This window comes from Escherichia sp. MOD1-EC5990 (genome assembly GCF_002965285.1).
Taxonomy (GTDB): Bacteria; Pseudomonadota; Gammaproteobacteria; order Enterobacterales; family Enterobacteriaceae; genus Escherichia; species Escherichia coli_F.
The window spans coordinates 233,145-253,041 of the sequence record NZ_PTRV01000004.1; the positions used below are offsets into that span (position 1 = coordinate 233,145).

The 19,897-nt window shown below is 50.4% G+C and carries 16 protein-coding genes, 1 pseudogene and 1 CRISPR repeat array; of the genes and pseudogenes, 9 read left to right on the top strand and 8 right to left on the bottom strand.

All coding sequences use genetic code 11. The features are described from left to right. Positions 1-42: 42 nt before the first annotated feature. Positions 43-714 (bottom strand): annotated as a pseudogene (locus BEB42_RS06795) (TPM domain-containing protein); the annotation flags it as partial. Positions 715-727: 13 nt separating this feature from the next. Next, positions 728-1,330: a LemA family protein gene (locus BEB42_RS06800; RefSeq protein ID WP_000944222.1), complete on the bottom strand. Its 603-nt coding sequence runs from the start codon at positions 1,328-1,330 to the stop codon at positions 728-730. A gap of 172 nt (positions 1,331-1,502) precedes the next feature. On the opposite strand from BEB42_RS06800, the gene queE reads away from it, so the two are divergent. Further along, entirely contained in the window at positions 1,503-2,174 is a 672-nt protein-coding gene (queE, locus tag BEB42_RS06805) for a 7-carboxy-7-deazaguanine synthase QueE (protein ID WP_001199973.1), read from the top strand. A gap of 338 nt (positions 2,175-2,512) precedes the next feature. Continuing rightward, a CRISPR array of direct repeats spans positions 2,513-3,334; the repeat unit is 29 nt; unit sequence GAGTTCCCCGCGCCAGCGGGGATAAACCG. A 589-nt stretch (positions 3,335-3,923) separates the two neighbouring features. On the opposite strand, the gene BEB42_RS06810 is transcribed toward queE, so the two are convergent. Together BEB42_RS06810 and BEB42_RS06815 are read right to left on the bottom strand one after the other, a co-directional pair. Next, positions 3,924-5,402, bottom strand: a complete 1,479-nt coding sequence (locus BEB42_RS06810) for an FGGY-family carbohydrate kinase (RefSeq protein ID WP_000039727.1) — start codon at positions 5,400-5,402, stop codon at positions 3,924-3,926. A 26-nt stretch (positions 5,403-5,428) separates the two neighbouring features. After that, positions 5,429-6,706, bottom strand: a complete 1,278-nt coding sequence (locus BEB42_RS06815; RefSeq protein WP_105267246.1) for an MFS transporter — start codon at positions 6,704-6,706, stop codon at positions 5,429-5,431. 318 nt (positions 6,707-7,024) lie between these two features. Between BEB42_RS06815 and BEB42_RS06820 the strand changes: the two genes are divergently transcribed. From BEB42_RS06820 to BEB42_RS06840, 5 genes are all read left to right on the top strand, one after another. Beyond that, on the top strand, positions 7,025-7,810 hold the full coding sequence (locus BEB42_RS06820; RefSeq protein WP_000021336.1) for an SDR family oxidoreductase: 786 nt from the start codon (positions 7,025-7,027) through the stop codon (positions 7,808-7,810). A gap of 69 nt (positions 7,811-7,879) precedes the next feature. After that, on the top strand, positions 7,880-9,334 hold the full coding sequence (locus BEB42_RS06825; RefSeq protein ID WP_000059298.1) for an FAD-binding oxidoreductase: 1,455 nt from the start codon (positions 7,880-7,882) through the stop codon (positions 9,332-9,334). A gap of 21 nt (positions 9,335-9,355) precedes the next feature. Continuing rightward, positions 9,356-10,765 (top strand): MFS transporter, encoded by a 1,410-nt coding sequence (locus tag BEB42_RS06830; RefSeq protein ID WP_000147690.1) that lies wholly within the window; start codon positions 9,356-9,358, stop codon positions 10,763-10,765. Beyond that, positions 10,743-11,522, top strand: a complete 780-nt coding sequence (locus tag BEB42_RS06835) for an electron transfer flavoprotein subunit beta/FixA family protein (RefSeq protein ID WP_001023527.1) — start codon at positions 10,743-10,745, stop codon at positions 11,520-11,522. Before BEB42_RS06830 ends, BEB42_RS06835 begins: the two co-directional genes overlap by 23 nt. Further along, positions 11,519-12,379 (top strand): electron transfer flavoprotein subunit alpha/FixB family protein, encoded by an 861-nt coding sequence (locus tag BEB42_RS06840; RefSeq protein WP_001352990.1) that lies wholly within the window; start codon positions 11,519-11,521, stop codon positions 12,377-12,379. Before BEB42_RS06835 ends, BEB42_RS06840 begins: the two co-directional genes overlap by 4 nt. Before the next feature lie 145 nt (positions 12,380-12,524). Here BEB42_RS06840 and BEB42_RS06845 read toward each other — a convergent pair whose 3' ends face one another. From BEB42_RS06845 to queD, 4 genes are all read right to left on the bottom strand, one after another. Continuing rightward, complete coding sequence (locus tag BEB42_RS06845; RefSeq protein ID WP_001130254.1) at positions 12,525-13,100, bottom strand: glycerol-3-phosphate responsive antiterminator; 576 nt, start codon at positions 13,098-13,100, stop codon at positions 12,525-12,527. Positions 13,101-13,116: 16 nt separating this feature from the next. Continuing rightward, entirely contained in the window at positions 13,117-13,377 is a 261-nt protein-coding gene (locus BEB42_RS06850) for a ferredoxin family protein (protein ID WP_000109506.1), read from the bottom strand. Continuing rightward, positions 13,368-14,639 (bottom strand): FAD-dependent oxidoreductase, encoded by a 1,272-nt coding sequence (locus BEB42_RS06855; protein ID WP_001352991.1) that lies wholly within the window; start codon positions 14,637-14,639, stop codon positions 13,368-13,370. The genes BEB42_RS06850 and BEB42_RS06855 overlap by 10 nt, the downstream gene beginning before the upstream one ends. 77 nt (positions 14,640-14,716) lie before the next feature. Beyond that, entirely contained in the window at positions 14,717-15,079 is a 363-nt protein-coding gene (gene queD, locus BEB42_RS06860; RefSeq protein WP_000108294.1) for a 6-carboxytetrahydropterin synthase QueD, read from the bottom strand. A gap of 318 nt (positions 15,080-15,397) precedes the next feature. Here queD and cysJ point away from each other — a divergent pair, with 318 nt between their 5' ends. The 3 genes from cysJ (at position 15,398) to cysH (ending at position 19,717) form a co-directional block, all read left to right on the top strand. Then, complete coding sequence (gene cysJ / locus BEB42_RS06865; protein WP_000211944.1) at positions 15,398-17,197, top strand: NADPH-dependent assimilatory sulfite reductase flavoprotein subunit; 1,800 nt, start codon at positions 15,398-15,400, stop codon at positions 17,195-17,197. Next, positions 17,197-18,909 (top strand): assimilatory sulfite reductase (NADPH) hemoprotein subunit, encoded by a 1,713-nt coding sequence (cysI, locus tag BEB42_RS06870; protein ID WP_001003079.1) that lies wholly within the window; start codon positions 17,197-17,199, stop codon positions 18,907-18,909. The genes cysJ and cysI overlap by 1 nt, the downstream gene beginning before the upstream one ends. Before the next feature lie 73 nt (positions 18,910-18,982). Beyond that, positions 18,983-19,717, top strand: coding sequence for a phosphoadenosine phosphosulfate reductase (gene cysH, locus BEB42_RS06875; protein WP_000039856.1), 735 nt, complete (start codon positions 18,983-18,985; stop codon positions 19,715-19,717). The last annotated feature ends 180 nt before the right edge of the window (positions 19,718-19,897 follow it).

Consider the following 19,897-nt stretch of genomic DNA (forward strand, 5'->3'; position numbering starts at 1 on the left):
AGCGATGGCGACAGCCAGGAACGGTGTGGCGAAGCAGAGTAATGTTGCGAGTACTCCCCAGCTTCCGCCGAAACCTGCTATAGGTAAAACAAAGGCCAGTACAATAGCTGTGAAGCAAATTAGTCCCAGCGTTTTGAAATATCCTCTGGCGGAAATAAAGGTCAGTACTATTGCCCAGACTAACAAAGCCCACCAACCGTTAAAGGGCAAAGGGTGATCGGTCGGTGTTATCGTTGCTAAATTATTCCCCGTCAGACGATTATCAATATCGCTTATTCCCTTTTGCAAGCCGCCAGCCAGGTCGCCATTTTTAAATGCCGGAATAATACTGTTGCGAATAATTTTCCCGGACTGCGCATCCGTAATAACGCCTTCCAGTCCGTAACCGATTTCAATACGCACGGCCTGATCCTGCCAGGCGACTAACAGTAGAATGCCATCATCGCGGTCTTTATCACCTGGTTTCCAGCTATCGAATACCCGCGTAGCGTACTGCTCGATGGTTTCATCGCCCGTTGTTTCAACCACTAACACGACCAGTTGTGCGTGGCTTTTTTGCGTCAGCTCTTTAATCTGATTGGTCAACGTATTTACTTCATCGTTCGTCAATTTGCCGGTTAAGTCATTCACATACCTGGGTGATTCAGGCACTGGAATTTGTATGGCAAACACAGATGAACAAAAGAAAGCCATAAGGAAGATAAAATTTCGCACAGGACTTCCTCGCTTAATGAGCATTAGCATTCTGGCTAAAATCTATTGTTGGGGCTTTACTCACAGCGGCGACATCATCCGGCAAATAATTTTTCTTCGGTGTGTAATCCATGACTTTTGCGGTTAACACTGCGGGGAATTTGCGGATAGTGACATTATATTGTTCGATGGCTTTAATATATCTTCCTCGCGCAACGGCAATTCGATTTTCACTTCCTTCGAGCTGTACCATCAAATTTTGATAGAGTTCCTGGGCCTTTAACTCAGGGTAACGTTCACTAATTATCGTTAACTGACCGAGAGTGCGAGACACCTGCGCCTGAGCTTGTTGCCAGGTTTGTAATTTTTGTTCATCTCCCGGAGTTTGCTGAAGAGCGCTACTGGCGCGATTAGCCTGACTACGTGCCAATGTTACGGCTTCCAGTACCTCTTGTTCATGGCTGGAATAACCTTTAATACTGGCGACAAGATTAGGAATAAGATCGGCGCGACGTTGATATTGATTTAATACCTCAGACCAGGAAGCGTTAACCTGCTCATCATAGGTTTGAATATCGTTATATCCACAGCCTGATAAATTGAAAATAAATATAATTACGATGAATATTCTGAGCATGGTTAAATCCCTTTTAATTAATTCCTTAAAACATAATACGCCACTTCATTTTATTCTTTATGATCTAATCCACTTTTTGCCTTAAACCTGCCTGTAACAGAATGTTAATAAGACATGATTGTTGTGGCAGGATCTGCAATAATTAACAATTATCCACTTCACAGAGAATGCTATGCAGTACCCGATTAACGAGATGTTCCAGACCCTGCAAGGTGAGGGTTACTTTACCGGCGTCCCCGCCATTTTTATTCGTTTACAGGGATGCCCGGTCGGCTGTGCCTGGTGCGACACCAAACACACCTGGGAAAAGCTTGAGGATCGGGAAGTCTCCCTTTTCAGCATTCTGGCGAAGACCAAAGAGAGTGATAAGTGGGGGGCGGCGAGCAGTGAAGATTTGCTGGCTGTCATTGGTCGTCAGGGATACACCGCGCGGCATGTGGTGATTACGGGTGGTGAGCCTTGCATTCATGATTTGCTGCCACTGACTGACCTGCTCGAAAAGAACGGTTTTAGCTGCCAGATCGAAACCAGCGGTACTCATGAAGTACGCTGCACGCCGAATACCTGGGTTACCGTATCGCCAAAGCTGAACATGCGCGGCGGCTATGAAGTGTTGTCACAGGCACTGGAACGAGCCAACGAAATCAAGCATCCAGTGGGACGCGTACGTGATATTGAAGCACTGGATGAACTACTGGCAACGCTGACCGATGATAAACCACGAGTCATTGCACTGCAGCCAATTAGCCAGAAGGACGATGCCACACGTTTGTGCATTGAAACCTGTATTGCGCGTAACTGGCGTTTATCGATGCAAACACATAAATATTTAAATATTGCCTGATTAAACATTTATAAGCGTTATAAATGGGTGGAACCTGTAAAGACTTCCACTCATTTATATTCTTTGTCGCCTCTGAAAAACCTCCATTTTGCTCATCCTGGACTAATCATTATCATTCTCTACAAATTCTATGGCGTTAATTTTTCGTTGGAGTGAAAATTATTGCGGTAAAGTTTGGTAGATTTTAGTGGGTATAGAGTTATCTAAAATATTTACTTTTTTAATCAATGGATTAAGTGTTCTTTAACATAATGGATGTGTTGTTTGTGTGATCCTGTAAAGTTGGTAGATTGTGACTGGCTTAAAAAATCATTAATTAATAATAGGTTATGTTTAGAGAGTTCCCCGCGCCAGCGGGGATAAACCGCAAAAACATGCCTCTAATCGCCTCATATCGCCGAGTTCCCCGCGCCAGCGGGGATAAACCGTGAATTCGCGGTCGTCGGTAGTTATTGTCACAGAGTTCCCCGCGCCAGCGGGGATAAACCGTTTATATCCCCGATACGCACGACGCGGACCGGGAGTTCCCCGCGCCAGCGGGGATAAACCGCCTTACGCCTGCAACCTCGTGCCACAGTTCATGAGTTCCCCGCGCCAGCGGGGATAAACCGGTTTTCAGTCCAGCGGCAGCTACGAGGAATCGGAGTTCCCCGCGCCAGCGGGGATAAACCGGATGGTTGAGGGTTATATGATGCCAGTTTACGGAGTTCCCCGCGCCAGCGGGGATAAACCGCGGCCTGGTCGATATCTCGCTGCTAGCGTCAAGAGTTCCCCGCGCCAGCGGGGATAAACCGTATATTCAGGCTCGTCGGTGGTGCCACGTAATGAGTTCCCCGCGCCAGCGGGGATAAACCGGCGTCAGGTCAGCCAGCCCGCTCCCGCTACTGGAGTTCCCCGCGCCAGCGGGGATAAACCGCTATGCAGCACCCGCTCGAAACCGGAGCGAGTGAGTTCCCCGCGCCAGCGGGGATAAACCACAACTCCTCCGGATCCCATTTCCCGCGCTCCAGAGTTCCCCGCGCCAGCGGGGATAAACCGTAAGATGATCTCACGGAATTGAACGAACTACGGAGTTCCCCGCGCCAGCGGGGATAAACCGGACACAGAGCGCTGCTATAGCGCCTATGCCAAGAGTTCCCCGCACCAGCGGGAATAAACCACCATATAACCCGTTATCTCTTTCTCAAGTTTTTATATTAGCAGTACTCGTATTAAGCAACATATCCACGTAACACCTCATGTTCAAAATAGCTCTCCATATATGAGAAGTTCACAATTATCGATACAAAAAATCAAATTTAATTAAAGTGTTAGTTGTATGATACTTAAATCATTAAGAAATTATCATATATTATTTTTTTAATATTGAATTGATGTTTGTTAATTTTTTCTTTAGGATAATGGTTTGTTTTTTAAGCTTATTATTCATTGATTAAGTAATAAATCTGGAAGTTTGTCTTTGTTTTGAGGCTAATGAGTGATTTTACATAATCGCCTCTATACGCTGTTGATGAATAGTTCTTATGAATAAAGATATCCAGTTCATACTTTAAGTGAAAATTGATAAAGTACGATTCGCATAGTCTTTTATTCTAAGGACATCGATTGTAGTTAATATTCCTTGTAAAAACAGGGATAAACCGGACTTGTTATAATTCTTGATGTTGTCGAACTTATGTTCCCCGCGCCAGCGGGGATAACCATTCAGGTATGTTCAGGCCGGGCATTTTCCCGCCCGGCCTTCCTCACTTACGCATTCGACCAGCTCTGGATCGAATCTGCATTCCCCAACTCACCATGCATCACTTCATACGATTTTTTCAGGATCACATCAGTGTGTTTGGTTAGGTCTTTGAAAATGCCTTTATTCATCGCGTCGTAGCGTTTGGCATTGCTCTCAATCGGCATAAAGATATCTTTCACGCGAACCATTTTGTCGACAGCCGTTGCGTAATCCGGGTATAGCCCCAGACCTACCGCCGTATTAATCGCTGCCCCCAGGCTTGCACAACCGTTAATGGCGTTACGTCGTGCCGGAAGGTTGAACACGTCGGCAAAAATTTGCATAAACAGATCGCTGTTCGAACCGCCGCCAGTAATGATCACATGTTTCGCAAAGTGATTCATTTCATGACACATATTGTCGTAATTGTTCTTCAGCGTCAGCGCCACGCTTTCCAGTATCGAACGATATATCCATGCGTAATCCATGCTGGAATCAAAGCCGATCATAATCCCGCGTTTGTACGGTTCCCACGGATTGGTCAGCCAGTCCAGCACCGTCATCAGACCATTACAGCCAGGCGGCACACAAGAAGCTTTTTTGTTGAGCAAATCTTCCGGTGAAAGATCCTGTGCCCTGGCATCCTGAATTAACGACTCGCCTAACATGTCGCGAAGCCAGCTCACCGTCCACATGCCTTTGCGAATACCGTAACCTTCATACAGCAAGGTTTGCGGAATAGAAGACATAATCGGCCAGTACGCTACCGGATCTTTCGGCAGTACTTTGCCGTTCATCATCAACGCGATGTAAGTGCCAAGAGAAATTACCGCCGTTTCATCATCCAGTAACCCGGCTCCCAGTGCTTCTACCGGTTTATCACTGGTGGTACAAACAACTGGCAGCCCAGCCGGGAAATGTGTCGCCAGCGCGGCTTGTGGTGTGATATGCCCAAGAACAGTGCCCGGCATTTGCACATCAAAAAGCATCTGTCGGGGAATATTAAACTTCTCCATTACCGCGGTATCTTCGCTCCATGCCCAGGTCTTATAATCCACCGGCCACTGACCAAAATAGTTGGCGATATTGTCTTTAAACTCGCCGGTTAAACGGTGTGTCAGATAACCTGAAAAAGAGGTGACATATGCCACATCAGGATTGGTGTGCTCGTAGGGACGTGTTACGCGTGCATCCTGCCAGCTAATCAACGGCGCAGCTGGCGTGCCATCGGCTTTCAATAACGCACGGCAGCAACGGATAGATCCCAGACCAATGCCGACAATATCTTCTTTATTCCCGGCAAACTGGCTCATCAAATCGTGACCAGCAAAACATAATGATGCCCATAAATCATCGTCAGGATGTTCTGCGGTATCGGCATCTGGAGTGTGCATCGGTTGTAATAAGCCTTTGCCTTCGCAAACCACGTTACCTTCCAGATCGTACATCACCACTTTTGTGCTCTGACTTCCGCCATCAATCCCTATGATGTATTTTTTCGACATGATTTTTCTCCTGTAATTTTCCTGGCTTACTTGCTGCTAGCCATTGCGGGGGTGCTATCAGCAGTACGAATTTTTTGGAACAGCAAAAAGGTAAAGACGATCACCATGCCAAGCGCCGCCATGCCCATCAGCCACATATTGCGGTAGGCTTCTGCAGCGGGCAGGGTGTCTTGCCAGTAGCCGATAATTGGGTAAACGAAGACATCCGGCAGAAATCCAATCACCGAACAAATACCTACCGTGGTGCCCATAATGTAAGACGGTGTTCTCGCTTCGCCAGGGCAGGCCCAGTACAGCCCGCGTGAGGCGTAACAGGTGAATCCCAGAAGTAAAATCAGACCAATCCCCATCGCGACCGATTGCGGGTTAGAGTTCGTGATGAGCAGGGCAGTTAACGCCAGCAGGCCGAGTACGGAAAGTATTTGAATCACGCGGGTAGGGGATTTCACTTTGCTGTAGGTGGTGATAATGCCACCAAGTGGGCCGCACAGTGCGCGGAAGATTTTGTTGATCACAATCCCCATGTAGCTCGCCGCCACCAGCGACATGCCGTACATTTCGGTCAGATAGTTGGTGGAGTAACTCAGAATGGCGTAGATGGTGAAGACGCCAAAAATCACCATGCTGCAGTACCATGTGGTGCTGATGCGCAAAACGGCCAGGATGTCGCTAAGCTGGAATGACTGTTTTTCTTCGTTATTGGCATTGCGCAGGTTGTTGTTATCGCTAACAAAAAACCAGCACAGAATCCCCAATAAAATGTAGACCACACTATAGATGATAATGACCGTTTTCAGGCTGGCGCTGTCATCCGGTGCAAAGCGAGAAAAGACCCACATGGTAAACACCGCCAGCGACATTACACCGACGCCGCGCAGCCCTTCCATCCAGCCCATAATTTTCCCCTGCTCGCTATGATCGCCAAGCAACGATGCGGCTTTAATCGACACCGACCACAGCATTAAAATCGTCGTTATCGCAAAGGCGACCTGAATACAGAGCATTACCCACAGCGGTGGATACGTTGCCATTAACAGACCCAGCAATCCGGTAATGATCATCGCGGAAGTAATCATTTTGCGATGCGAAAATTTATCGGCAATAACGCCGCTGGGGGCATAAAGAATAATAGCCGCAATACCAAAGGTACTCATTATTAAACCTATCTCGGTATTGCTGAATCCCATAAATTTAGCCATGGGAATTTGATAAATATAACGTAAATAAGCCAGATCAAAACTAACGCCGCCACTAAAACTAATTATCGCGAGGGTTATCCAACGGCGATATGAGTTGTGTTGCATATCGTATTCCCATTTGTAATAGACAAAAAAAAGAGAAAAGTAAGCCGCCCTTTCAGGTGGATTACTTTTCTCAGGTCTCTAGTAATTGCAATAAGAAATAACATGGAAAGCAGGGGTGTTGTGTGAGAGTAGTCACGCTTCTGCTTTTTAAAATTATTTGACAATTCGAATATCACACTGTGATTACGATCACATTAGCGCTTATGCCCTTATGCTAAAAATTATCTCCAGTTACCAGAGATAATGAGAAAGGTAACTTCCCTCTCGCGGGGGAAGTTACCTTTCTTTTTTTTTGCCTTACGGAAATTGGAGCTAACTATGTCAATCGAATCTCTCAATGCGTTCTCAATGGATTTTTTCTCCCTGAAAGGTAAAACCGCAATTGTTACTGGTGGGAATAGCGGTTTAGGCCAGGCATTTGCCATGGCACTGGCAAAAGCAGGCGCAAATATCTTTATTCCTAGTTTCGTTAAAGATAATGGCGAAACAAAGGAAATGATTGAAAAACAGGGGGTTGAGGTGGGCTTCATGCAGGTGGATATCACCGCAGAAGGCGCGCCGCAGAAGATAATTGCCGCCTGTTGTGAACGTTTCGGCACCGTCGATATTCTGGTTAACAATGCCGGTATATGTAAGCTGAATAAGGTGCTGGATTTCGGTCGTGCCGACTGGGACCCGATGATTGACGTGAACCTGACCGCCGCATTCGAGTTAAGCTACGAAGCGGCAAAAATTATGATCCCGCAGAAAAGCGGTAAAATCATTAATATCTGTTCACTGTTTTCTTACTTAGGTGGTCAATGGTCTCCTGCTTATTCTGCCACTAAACACGCCCTTGCCGGATTTACCAAAGCCTATTGCGATGAATTAGGTCAATATAATATTCAGGTAAATGGTATTGCCCCAGGATATTACGCTACCGATATCACCCTGGCGACACGCAGTAATCCAGAAACCAATCAGCGCGTTCTTGATCATATTCCAGCAAACCGTTGGGGCGATACTCAGGATTTAATGGGCGCAGCCATATTTCTCGCAAGTCCGGCATCGAATTATGTCAACGGGCATTTATTAGTGGTTGATGGCGGTTATTTAGTGCGCTAATCCATAACGGTGGTTTCTGATTTCTTTTATTAATGACTATTCCATTTTTATTATCAGGAAGGAATTACTATGTCTTTATCTCGCGCAGCGATTGTCGACCAGCTAAAGGAAATTGTTGGTGCAGATCGCGTAATTACCGATGAAACGGTATTGAAGAAAAACAGTATTGATCGTTTTCGTAAATTTCCGGATATTCATGGTATTTATACTTTGCCTATTCCGGCAGCGGTCGTAAAACTCGGTTCCACTGAGCAAGTGTCCCGTGTGCTGAATTTTATGAATGCACACAAAATTAACGGCGTACCACGTACCGGTGCTTCCGCTACCGAAGGCGGGCTGGAAACCGTTGTGGAAAACTCGGTGGTGCTTGATGGCTCTGCAATGAATCAAATCATTAATATTGATATAGAGAATATGCAGGCGACGGCGCAATGTGGCGTTCCGCTGGAAGTGCTGGAAAACGCGTTGCGTGAAAAAGGTTACACCACGGGGCACTCTCCGCAGTCAAAACCGTTGGCGCAGATGGGTGGACTGGTGGCGACCCGTAGTATTGGGCAGTTCTCCACACTCTACGGCGCAATCGAGGATATGGTCGTTGGCCTGGAAGCAGTACTGGCTGATGGCACCGTGACACGCATTAAAAACGTGCCACGACGCGCGGCGGGTCCGGACATTCGTCACATCATCATCGGCAACGAAGGCGCATTGTGCTATATCACTGAAGTCACTGTGAAAATCTTTAAATTCACCCCGGAAAACAACCTCTTCTACGGCTATATCCTGGAAGACATGAAAACCGGCTTCAACATCCTGCGTGAAATCATGGTGGAAGGATATCGTCCGTCGATCGCTCGTTTGTATGACGCTGAAGATGGCACCCAACACTTCACCCATTTTGCCGACGGAAAATGCGTGCTGATCTTTATGGCTGAAGGTAACCCTCGCATTGCGAAGGCGACGGGCGAAGGGATTGCTGAAATCGTGGCACGTTACCCGCAATGCCAGCGCGTGGACAGCAAGCTGATCGAAACCTGGTTTAACAACCTGAACTGGGGACCGGATAAAGTGGCTGCCGAACGTGTGCAGATCCTCAAAACCGGCAACATGGGCTTTACCACCGAAGTGTCCGGCTGCTGGAGTTGCATACACGAAATCTACGAAAGCGTTATTAACCGTATTCGTACCGAGTTCGCGCACGCCGACGACATCACCATGCTGGGCGGTCACTCCTCTCATAGCTATCAGAACGGCACCAACATGTACTTCGTCTACGACTACAACGTCGTTGACTGTAAGCCGGAAGAGGAAATCGACAAATACCACAATCCGCTCAACAAAATCATCTGCGAAGAAACCATTCGCCTCGGCGGTTCGATGGTACACCATCACGGTATCGGTAAACATCGTGTTCACTGGAGCAAACTGGAACACGGCAGCGCGTGGACATTGCTGGAAGGGCTGAAAAAACAGTTCGATCCTAACGGTATTATGAATACGGGTACTATCTATCCGATTGAAAAATAATGTGTCAGGCAGCGTTTCGCGATGACGGGGCGTTGTCTTTTCGGCTTCTCAACCGGGAAGCCGTTCTTATTACCGGACAATGAAGGGGTAAAGATGAACACTTCACCGGTGCGAATGGATGATTTACCGCTTAACCGTTTTCACTGTCGAATTGCTGCGCTGACTTTCGGCGCACACCTGACCGACGGTTATGTTCTCGGCGTCATTGGTTACGCCATAATTCAGCTTACTCCAGCCATGCAACTGACGCCGTTTATGGCGGGAATGATCGGCGGCTCGGCGCTACTTGGCCTGTTTATCGGCAGCCTGGTTTTGGGCTGGATCTCCGACCATATCGGGCGGCAAAAAATCTTCACCTTCAGCTTTATGCTGATTACGCTCGCCTCGTTCCTGCAATTTTTTGCCACCACGCCAGAGCATCTTATTGGACTACGCATTTTGATCGGCATTGGTCTGGGAGGCGACTATTCAGTAGGTCACACCTTGCTGGCTGAATTTTCCCCGCGCCGCCATCGCGGTATTTTGCTAGGCGCTTTCAGCGTGGTGTGGACCGTAGGTTATGTGTTGGCAAGTCTTGCCGGACATCACTTTATTAGCGAAAGCCCCGAAGCCTGGCGATGGTTACTTGCATCGGCGGCATTTCCTGCCCTGTTGATTACGTTGTTACGTTGGGGAACGCCAGAATCGCCACGCTGGCTACTGCGCCAGGGGCGTTTTGCAGAAGCTCACGCTATCGTGCATCGCTATTTTGGTCCCCATGTTTTACTGGGCGATGAAGTGGCAACGGCGACCCATAAACACATCAAAACCTTGTTCTCTTCGCGCTACTGGCGGCGCACGGCGTTTAACAGCGTCTTCTTTGTCTGCCTCGTAATCCCATGGTTTGTGATTTATACCTGGCTGCCAACTATCGCCCAAACTATTGGACTGGAAGATGCGCTGACTGCCAGCCTGATGCTTAATGCGTTGTTAATTGTGGGCGCGCTGCTGGGATTATTTCTGACGCACCTGCTGGCACATCGCAAATTTTTGCTGGGAAGTTTTTTGCTGCTGGCGGCAACGCTGGTAGTGATGGCCTGTTTGCCTTCTGGCAGTTCATTAACGCTGCTGCTTTTTGTTCTCTTCAGCACCACCATTTCGGCAGTCAGTAATCTGGTGGGCATTTTGCCTGCGGAAAGTTTTCCTACTGACATTCGCTCGCTGGGTGTCGGTTTTGCCACTGCCATGAGTCGGTTGGGGGCGGCGGTAAGTACTGGCCTGCTGCCGTGGGTGCTGGCGCAGTGGGGAATGCAAGTCACCTTATTGCTCCTGGCGGCAGTGTTGTTGGTTGGTTTTGTTGTGACCTGGCTATGGGCACCAGAAACCAAAGCACTCCCGCTGGTGGCGGCGGGAAATGTAGGAGGTACTAATGAACATTCTGTTAGCATTTAAAGCCGAACCGGATGCCGGAATGCTGGCGGAAAAAGAGTGGCAGGCAGCGGCTCAGGGTAATAGCGGACCGGATGTTTCGCTTCTGCGAAGTTTACTCGGTGCTGATGAACAGGCTGCCGCCGCGCTGCTGTTGGCGCAGAGAAAAAACGGTACGTCGATGTCTTTAACCGCGTTGAGCATGGGGGATGAACGGGCGTTGCACTGGCTGCGCTATCTCATGGCTCTTGGGTTTGAGGAAGCTGTATTGCTGGAGACGGCGGCAGATCTGCGCTTTGCGCCGGAATTTGTCGCTCGCCATATTGCCGAATGGCAGCGCCAGAATCCGCTGGATCTGATCATTACTGGCTGCCAGAGCAGCGAAGGGCAGAACGGGCAAACGCCATTTTTGCTGGCGGAAATGCTGACCTGGCCCTGTTTTACCCAGGTGGAGCGTTTTACTCTCGACGCACCGTTTATCTCGCTCGAACAGCGTACTGAACATGGATTACGCTGTTGTCGGGTTCGCTTGCCTGCGGTGATTGCCGTGCGCCAGTGTGGCGAGGTGGCCTTGCCAGTACCGGGAATGCGCCAGCGAATGGCTGCGGGGAAAGCTGAAATTATCCGCAAAACTGTTACTGCTGAATCGTCAGCGATGCAGTGCCGGCAACTGGAAAGGCCAGAGCAACGACGCGGTGCAACGCTTCTTGATGGGCAAACGGTAGCAGAAAAAGCGCAAAAGCTATGGCAGGACTATTTACGCCAAAGGATGCAGCCATGAATATCGCCATTGTGACAATAAATCAGGAACATGCCGCAATAGCGGGCTGGCTGGCGGAGCAGGATTTCAGCGGCAGCACATTAACGCACTGGCAAATCGAGCCGCAGCCGATGGTCGCGGAACAGGTGCTGGATGCGCTGGTAGAACAGTGGCAGCGAACGCCTGCGGACGTTGTTCTCTTTCCGCCGGGAACGTTTGGCGATGAACTGGCTACCCGCCTGTCCTGGCGTTTACATGGTGCCAGTATATGCCAGGTGACTTCATTAAATATTCCAACCGGAAGCGTACGCAAATCCCACTGGGGAAATGCGCTAACGGCGACGCTGCAAACAGAAAAACGCCCGCTATGCCTTTCCCTTGCCCGCCAGGCGGGAGCAGTGAAAAATGCCACGTTGCCCTCTGGTATGCAGCAACTGAACATTGTCCCCGGCGCGCTTCCCGACTGGCTGGTTAGCACAGAGGATCTGAAAAATGTTACCCACGACCCATTAGCTGAGGCCAGACGGGTGCTGGTGGTGGGGCAGGGCGGAGAGGCAGATAACCAGGAAATCGCTATGCTGGCAGAAAAGCTGGGAGCCGAAGCGGGCTACAGTCGGGCGCGAGTAATGAACGGTGGCGTTGATGCCGAAAAAGTGATTGGTATTTCCGGACATCTGCTGGCACCTGAGGTGTGTATTGTTGTTGGCGCTTCCGGCGCAGCAGCGTTAATGGCGGGCGTCCGCAATAGCAAGTTTGTGGTGGCGATTAATCATGACGCCAGCGCGGCGGTATTTTCACAGGCAGATGTTGGCGTGGTTGATGACTGGAAAGCGGTGCTGGAGGCACTGGTGACAACCATTCACGCAGATTGCCAATAACGTGCTGCCGGATGATCCTGTCTACGGTTCTGGGCTGGGGACTGTAGGCCTGATAAGACGCGTCAAGCGTCGTATCAGGCGCTGAATGCCGGATTAGGCATGTGGCCTACAAATCACACAAATTCAATTCGTTACGATTATCTCGTCAAAGCAATTTTTTCGCTAACGTCCAGACCCCGGTATTCGTGGTAGAAAGCGCCACTACACCGGCGTTAATCGCATTACGCGCATCTTCTTCATCGCACACCAGCCCGCCAGCAATCAGCGGCTGGTGGATTTTCTCCGTTACCCAGCCCAGCACTTTAGGCATACAGCCTGGCAGAATTTCAATACAATCAGGATTCGATTGCGCAACCTGCTTATCAATGTTGTGAAAAGAAATCGAGTCGACAATAAACAAGCGATGAATACAGAAAAAGCCTTCCGCTCTCGCCGCTTTTAGCATTGACGCTTTGGTACTGATAATGCCGTCCGCCTCGGTCACCAGTTTCAGAAACTGAATTACTACTTCTTTATTTGACGCGCCTTCCAGCAAATCGACATGAATAAAAGCATATTTTCCGGCGTTCTTAATCTTTTTGACGATATGACTGATGGTGCAAATATTGCCGTATAACACGGAAATAAACTGGCATTCAGAATCGATTGCCAACTGCAGGCTGGCATTATCTTTAACGGCAGCAATCACCGGATTCTGGCGGAGCAGGTGTAAGAGGGGCATAAATTATCCTTATTATTTATCCAAAGCGGTAGGTGATGCCGAATCCGGAAGGCGGATAGCGCCACTGTTGTAGGTTTTTTTCATCACACAGTAAACGGCAGGTGCCACACTCCAGGCAGCCGCGATAATCAACGCGTAAGTCGCCTTCCGGCGTGAGCGAAAAAAGACCAGCCGGACAAGCGTTAATCAACCGTTCTGCCGTCTGGCGCTCAACGGAGTCTGCCGGAACAATATGTGGCGCATCAGCAGCGCGCCAGAGATTACGGGCTACAGACATCGAATACTCCTGACAACATCGCCCGCCAGATGCCACAGGCCATGACGACGTAAATGACGCCAGAGCAACTGGCGCAGCGGCGGAACAGGTTTATCACCTTGATCCCATAAATCACGGGAAATATCCTGCATTAACGCAGGCCACTTACGGTACCAGCCCGGGCGTTGCAAAAGCGCCGGAACATGCTGATAACGCTGTAGAACATCCCACAACATGCTGTGCTCTACATTGTGATGATAAAGCGGAAACAGATTTTGCGGCTCGCGGTGCTGACAGGCGCTTATCAGCGTGTGTGCCGCCGCCTGCGCGCCAGTCAGCGCCATATCCATGCCGCGCACGGAAATTCCGGTATTGACGCAACTGCGCAACGTATCGCCCACCAGCAGCCAGCCGTTACCGCCATATTGCACCGGCATACTGTGCAGCCCACCTTCCGGCACCAGATGCGCGCCATACTCCAGTGATTCCGTGTTTTTGATAAGCGGGCGCACTGCCGGATGCGTTTTAAAGCGAGCCAGCAGCTCGCTTGCCGGAACACGACTTTGCGTAAGTGAAGAGAGCGGGCAAACAATCCCTAACGAGAGCGTTTGTTGATTAGTATAAAGAAATGCGCCGCCGGGTAAGTCATCACAGATTTCGCCGCTGAATAACAACGCTGCGCCTTCGTTATTCTCCAGATGAAAACGTTCTTCAATAGCGGATGTTTCCAGTGACAGAACTTCTTTAATCCCCAACGCCATCACTTCGCCAGCAGGACGAGTCACTAACCCGTGACGCTCAGACAGGACGCTGTTGGCACCTTCTGCCAGCACCACATAACGGGCGCGGAGAATATCGTCACCACAAATAACGCCGCAAACTCTGCCTTTTTCTTCATACAGTGCATCCACCGTCGTACCGGGGATGCATTCGACACCTTCTTTTTCGGCTTCGGCAACCAGCCACGGATCGAATCGCGCACGTAATACACTCCAGGATTCACCGTCGGGCTGTAAGCTGGAAAACGTCGTTGCGCCATCGGGCGTTAACAGAGAAAGGCTTTCGTGAGTGATGCGTCGTTCAAGGGGCGCGGTCAGGTGAAATTGAGGGAGGAGTTCCGCAAGTGCATGGGTATATAACCGCCCGCCGGAAAGATTTTTGCTGCCGGGAATTTCAGCGCGTTCCAGTAACAAAACGGATAAACCCGCTCGCGCGCAGCGTAACGCGCAAGCAGTGCCTGCAATACCGGCACCAATAATAATAATGTCGCAGTCGTCTTCCATGTCATGCCCCAGATATCCAGAACACAACACCCTAACATAGCGTTACTTAAGGGAAATTGACCGCCGACACACTCTTATCATTCGCCGCGATAGATACAACCTGCGGTGCAGGTTTCTTTTACCATCACCGCACTTAACAGCGGCACAACGGGTTTAACCTGATCCCAAATCCATTTTGCTAAAACTTCGCTGGTTGGGTTTTCCAGACCTGGAATATCATTGAGATAATGGTGATCGAGGCGCTCATAAGTTGGCTTAAACGCTGCTTTCAGTTCAGCGAAATCGATAATCCAGCCCGTATGCGGATCGACTTCCCCGGTAATTTCCAGTCGCACCATAAAGGAATGCCCGTGCAGGCGACCACATTTATGCCCTTCCGGGACGTGTGGTAAGCGGTGAGCGGCTTCGAAGGTGAAATCTTTAAATAACGTGGTGGACATCATAATTTCTCTACAGGACGATAAAACCGCCGTAGAGTACCGGAAAGGCTGTTTTTTCGCATTATCTAAAACGACTTTGTTGCGCAAAATCGCTGATTTATCTTAATGATTGGATAAATTCATTTGTTTTTCATTGGGTTGAGTAATCTATTTTGTTGTTAAAGACTATTGCTAAAACAGGTTAGTCGATTTGGTTATTAGTTATCGCTATCCCGTCTTTAATCCACACCGTTCATCCCGTTAACCTTACCTTCTCTTCTGTTTTATGGGCGCTGACAGGGCGCAGAAACAGCTTTGCTTACTGGAACATAACGACGCATGACGACACAGGTCCCACCTTCCGCGTTGCTTCCGTTGAACCCGGAGCAACTGGCACGCCTTCAGGCGGCCACGACCGATTTAACTCCCACCCAGCTTGCCTGGGTTTCTGGCTATTTCTGGGGCGTGCTCAACCAGCAGCCTGCTGCGCTTACAGCGACGCCAGCGCCCGCCGCAGAAATGCCGGGTATAACTATTATCTCCGCTTCGCAAACCGGCAATGCGCGCCGGGTTGCTGAAACATTACGCGATGATTTATTAGCGGCAAAACTGAACGTTAAGCTGGTGAACGCGGGCGACTATAAATTCAAACAAATCGCCAGCGAAAAACTGCTCATCGTGGTGACGTCAACGCAAGGTGAAGGGGAACCGCCGGAAGAGGCCGTCGCGCTGCATAAGTTCCTGTTCTCCAAAAAAGCGCCGAAGCTGGAAAACACCGCGTTTGCCGTGTTTAGTCTCGGCGATAGCTCTTATGAATTTTTCTGCCAGTCCGGGAAAGATTTCGATAGCAAGCTGGCGGAACTGGGCGGTGAACGCCTGCTCGACCGTGTCGATGCCGACGTTGAATACCAGGCTGCTGCCAGCGAGTGGCGCGCCCGCGTGGTCGATGTTCTTAAATCGCGCGCGCCTGTCGCAGCACCTTCACAATCCGTCGCTACTGGCGCGGTAAATGAAATCCACACCAGCCCGTACAGCAAAGACGCGCCGCTGGTGGCGAGCCTTTCGGTTAACCAGAAAATTACCGGGCGTAACTCTGAAAAAGACGTTCGCCATATCGAAATTGACTTAGGTGACTCTGGCCTGCGTTATCAGCCGGGTGACGCGCTGGGCGTCTGGTATCAGAACGATCCGGCACTGGTGAAAGAACTTGTCGAACTGCTGTGGCTGAAAGGTGATGAACCTGTCACCGTTGAGGGCAAAACCCTGCCGCTGAATGAGGCGCTACAGTGGCATTTTGAACTCACCGTCAACACCGCCAACATCGTTGAGAACTACGCCACGCTAACCCGCAGTGAAACGCTGCTGCCGCTGGTGGGCGATAAATCGAAGTTACAGCATTACGCCGCGACGACGCCGATTGTCGACATGGTGCGTTTTTCTCCGGCACAGCTTGACGCTGAAGCCCTGATTAACTTGCTGCGCCCGCTGACGCCGCGCCTGTACTCCATCGCCTCCTCGCAGGCGGAAGTCGAGAACGAAGTACACGTCACCGTTGGCGTGGTGCGTTATGACGTGGAAGGCCGCGCCCGTGCTGGCGGTGCCTCCAGCTTCCTTGCGGACCGTGTGGAAGAAGAGGGCGAAGTCCGCGTATTTATCGAACATAACGACAACTTCCGCCTACCAGCCAACCCGGAAACGCCGGTGATTATGATTGGCCCGGGCACCGGCATCGCACCGTTCCGCGCCTTTATGCAGCAACGTGCTGCTGACGAAGCGCCGGGTAAAAACTGGCTGTTCTTCGGCAACCCACACTTTACGGAAGATTTCCTCTACCAGGTGGAGTGGCAGCGCTACGTCAAAGAGGGAGTGCTGACACGTATCGATCTCGCCTGGTCGCGCGATCAAAAAGAAAAAATTTACGTACAAGACAAACTGCGCGAACAGGGCGCAGAGCTGTGGCGCTGGATCAATGACGGTGCCCACATTTATGTCTGCGGCGACGCTAATCGCATGGCGAAAGACGTTGAACAGGCACTTCTGGAAGTGATTGCCGAATTTGGTGGCATGGACACCGAAGCGGCGGATGAATTTTTAAGTGAGCTGCGCGTAGAGCGCCGTTATCAGCGAGATGTCTACTAATGAACGAAAAACATCCAGGGCCTTTAGTGGTCGAAGGAAAACTGACAGACGCCGAGCGCATGAAGCTTGAGAGCAACTACCTGCGCGGGACCATTGCGGAAGATTTAAACGACGGTCTGACCGGCGGCTTTAAGGGCGACAACTTCCTGCTGATCCGTTTCCACGGTATGTATCAGCAGGATGACCGCGATATCCGCGCCGAACGTGCTGAACAGAAGCTGGAACCGCGTCATGCGATGCTGCTGCGCTGCCGTCTGCCGGGTGGGGTGATCACCACTAAACAGTGGCAGGCAATTGATAAATTCGCCGGTGAAAACACCATTTATGGCAGCATTCGCCTGACCAACCGCCAGACGTTCCAGTTCCACGGCATTCTGAAAAAGAACGTCAAACCGGTGCACCAGATGCTGCATTCGGTCGGTCTTGATGCGCTGGCGACCGCCAACGACATGAACCGTAATGTACTCTGCACCTCGAACCCATTTGAATCTCAGTTGCACGCGGAAGCGTATGAGTGGGCGAAGAAAATCTCTGAACATCTGCTGCCGCGTACCCGCGCCTACGCGGAGATCTGGCTCGATCAGGAGAAAGTCGCCACCACCGATGAAGAACCAATCCTCGGTCAGACCTACCTGCCGCGTAAATTCAAAACCACGGTAGTGATCCCGCCGCAGAACGATATCGATCTGCATGCCAACGACATGAACTTCGTGGCAATCGCCGAAAACGGCAAGCTGGTGGGCTTTAACCTGTTGGTGGGCGGTGGGCTTTCTATCGAACACGGCAACAAGAAAACCTACGCCCGCACGGCGAGCGAGTTTGGCTATCTGCCACTGGAGCATACGCTGGCGGTGGCGGAAGCGGTCGTTACCACTCAGCGTGACTGGGGTAATCGTACTGACCGTAAAAACGCCAAAACCAAATACACGCTGGAGCGCGTGGGGGTCGAGACGTTTAAAGCAGAAGTGGAACGTCGCGCGGGGATCAAGTTCGAACCGATCCGTCCTTATGAATTTACCGGACGCGGCGATCGTATCGGCTGGGTAAAAGGGATCGATGACAAATGGCACCTGACGCTGTTTATCGAAAATGGCCGAATTCTTGATTATCCGGGGCGTCCGCTGAAAACCGGCCTGCTGGAGATCGCGAAGATCCACAAAGGTGATTTCCGCATTACGGCGAACCAGAATCTGATCATCGCCGGTGTACCGGAAAGCGAGAAAGCGAAGATTGAGAAGATCGCCAAAGAGAGCGGATTGATGAATGCCGTCACGCCGCAGCGCGAAAACTCAATGGCCTGCGTGTCATTCCCGACTTGCCCGTTGGCGATGGCGGAAGCGGAGCGTTTCCTGCCGTCGTTTATCGATAACATCGATAATTTAATGGCGAAACATGGTGTCAGCGATGAGCACATCGTGATGCGTGTAACAGGCTGCCCGAACGGTTGTGGTCGCGCGATGCTGGCGGAAGTGGGCCTGGTGGGTAAAGCGCCGGGTCGCTACAACCTGCATCTTGGCGGCAACCGCATGGGAACGCGTATCCCACGGATGTATAAAGAAAACATCACCGAGCCGGAAATCCTGGCGACGCTTGATGAACTGATAGGGCGCTGGGCGAAAGAGCGTGAAGCGGGTGAAGGCTTCGGTGACTTTACGGTGCGTGCGGGCATCATTCGCCCGGTGCTCGATCCGGCGCGTGATTTGTGGGATTAACCATCAGTCCAGTCTTGTAGGCCTGATAAGACGCGTAAGCGTCGCATCAGGCAAGGCAAACAGTGAGGAATCTATGTCCAAACTCGATCTAAATGCCCTGAACGAACTGCCGAAGGTAGATCGCATTCTGGCGCTGGCGGAAACTAACGCCGAGCTTGAAAAACTGGATGCTGAAGGCCGCGTTGCCTGGGCGCTGGAAAATCTGCCCGGTGAATATGTGCTTTCTTCCAGTTTCGGCATTCAGGCGGCGGTGAGCCTGCATCTGGTTAATCAGATTCGCCCGGATATCCCGGTGATCCTGACCGATACGGGTTATCTGTTCCCGGAAACCTACCGCTTTATTGACGAGTTAACGGACAAACTCAAGCTCAACCTGAAAGTGTACCGCGCTACCGAAAGCGCCGCCTGGCAGGAAGCACGCTACGGCAAACTGTGGGAGCAGGGCGTTGAAGGCATTGAAAAGTACAACGATATCAACAAAGTCGAACCGATGAACCGGGCGCTGAAAGAACTGAACGCACAAACGTGGTTTGCTGGCCTGCGCCGTGAACAATCCGGCAGCCGCGCTAATTTACCGGTGTTGGCAATTCAACGTGGTGTATTTAAAGTGCTGCCGATTATCGACTGGGATAACCGAACTATTTATCAGTATCTGCAAAAACATGGCCTGAAATATCACCCATTATGGGACGAAGGATATTTATCGGTTGGTGATACACATACAACCCGTAAATGGGAACCCGGTATGGCGGAAGAAGAAACGCGTTTCTTTGGCTTAAAAAGGGAATGTGGGCTGCACGAAGGGTAAATATTGTCGGATAAAATAAACGCCTCTGTCAGAAATGATGGGGGTGTTTTTATTTTGCGAGCAGCATTCCGGCATTTAAACGTGAATATAGCAGGGGAAATCAACAGTTATAGAATGGCGTCGGGTGCTTGAGGCTGTCTGGCGTTAAGCATTCGCGAGGTTCCAGATGGACAAAAGCCC

Excerpts from the sequence above, each read along its gene's own strand:
- BEB42_RS06855 (WP_001352991.1), bottom strand. The coding sequence starts at position 14,639 with ATGGAAGACGACTGCGACATTATTATTATTGGTGCCGGTATTGCAGGC.
- BEB42_RS06840 (WP_001352990.1), top strand. The coding sequence starts at position 11,519 with ATGAATATCGCCATTGTGACAATAAATCAGGAACATGCCGCAATAGCG.
- queD (WP_000108294.1), bottom strand. The coding sequence starts at position 15,079 with ATGTCCACCACGTTATTTAAAGATTTCACCTTCGAAGCCGCTCACCGC.
- BEB42_RS06820 (WP_000021336.1), top strand. The coding sequence starts at position 7,025 with ATGTCAATCGAATCTCTCAATGCGTTCTCAATGGATTTTTTCTCCCTG.
- BEB42_RS06830 (WP_000147690.1), top strand. The coding sequence starts at position 9,356 with ATGACGGGGCGTTGTCTTTTCGGCTTCTCAACCGGGAAGCCGTTCTTA.
- cysI (WP_001003079.1), top strand. The coding sequence starts at position 17,197 with ATGAACGAAAAACATCCAGGGCCTTTAGTGGTCGAAGGAAAACTGACA.
- BEB42_RS06825 (WP_000059298.1), top strand. The coding sequence starts at position 7,880 with ATGTCTTTATCTCGCGCAGCGATTGTCGACCAGCTAAAGGAAATTGTT.
- BEB42_RS06850 (WP_000109506.1), bottom strand. The coding sequence starts at position 13,377 with ATGTCTGTAGCCCGTAATCTCTGGCGCGCTGCTGATGCGCCACATATT.
- BEB42_RS06835 (WP_001023527.1), top strand. The coding sequence starts at position 10,743 with ATGAACATTCTGTTAGCATTTAAAGCCGAACCGGATGCCGGAATGCTG.
- BEB42_RS06845 (WP_001130254.1), bottom strand. The coding sequence starts at position 13,100 with ATGCCCCTCTTACACCTGCTCCGCCAGAATCCGGTGATTGCTGCCGTT.
- BEB42_RS06800 (WP_000944222.1), bottom strand. The coding sequence starts at position 1,330 with ATGCTCAGAATATTCATCGTAATTATATTTATTTTCAATTTATCAGGC.
- cysJ (WP_000211944.1), top strand. The coding sequence starts at position 15,398 with ATGACGACACAGGTCCCACCTTCCGCGTTGCTTCCGTTGAACCCGGAG.
- BEB42_RS06810 (WP_000039727.1), bottom strand. The coding sequence starts at position 5,402 with ATGTCGAAAAAATACATCATAGGGATTGATGGCGGAAGTCAGAGCACA.
- BEB42_RS06815 (WP_105267246.1), bottom strand. The coding sequence starts at position 6,706 with ATGCAACACAACTCATATCGCCGTTGGATAACCCTCGCGATAATTAGT.
- cysH (WP_000039856.1), top strand. The coding sequence starts at position 18,983 with ATGTCCAAACTCGATCTAAATGCCCTGAACGAACTGCCGAAGGTAGAT.
- queE (WP_001199973.1), top strand. The coding sequence starts at position 1,503 with ATGCAGTACCCGATTAACGAGATGTTCCAGACCCTGCAAGGTGAGGGT.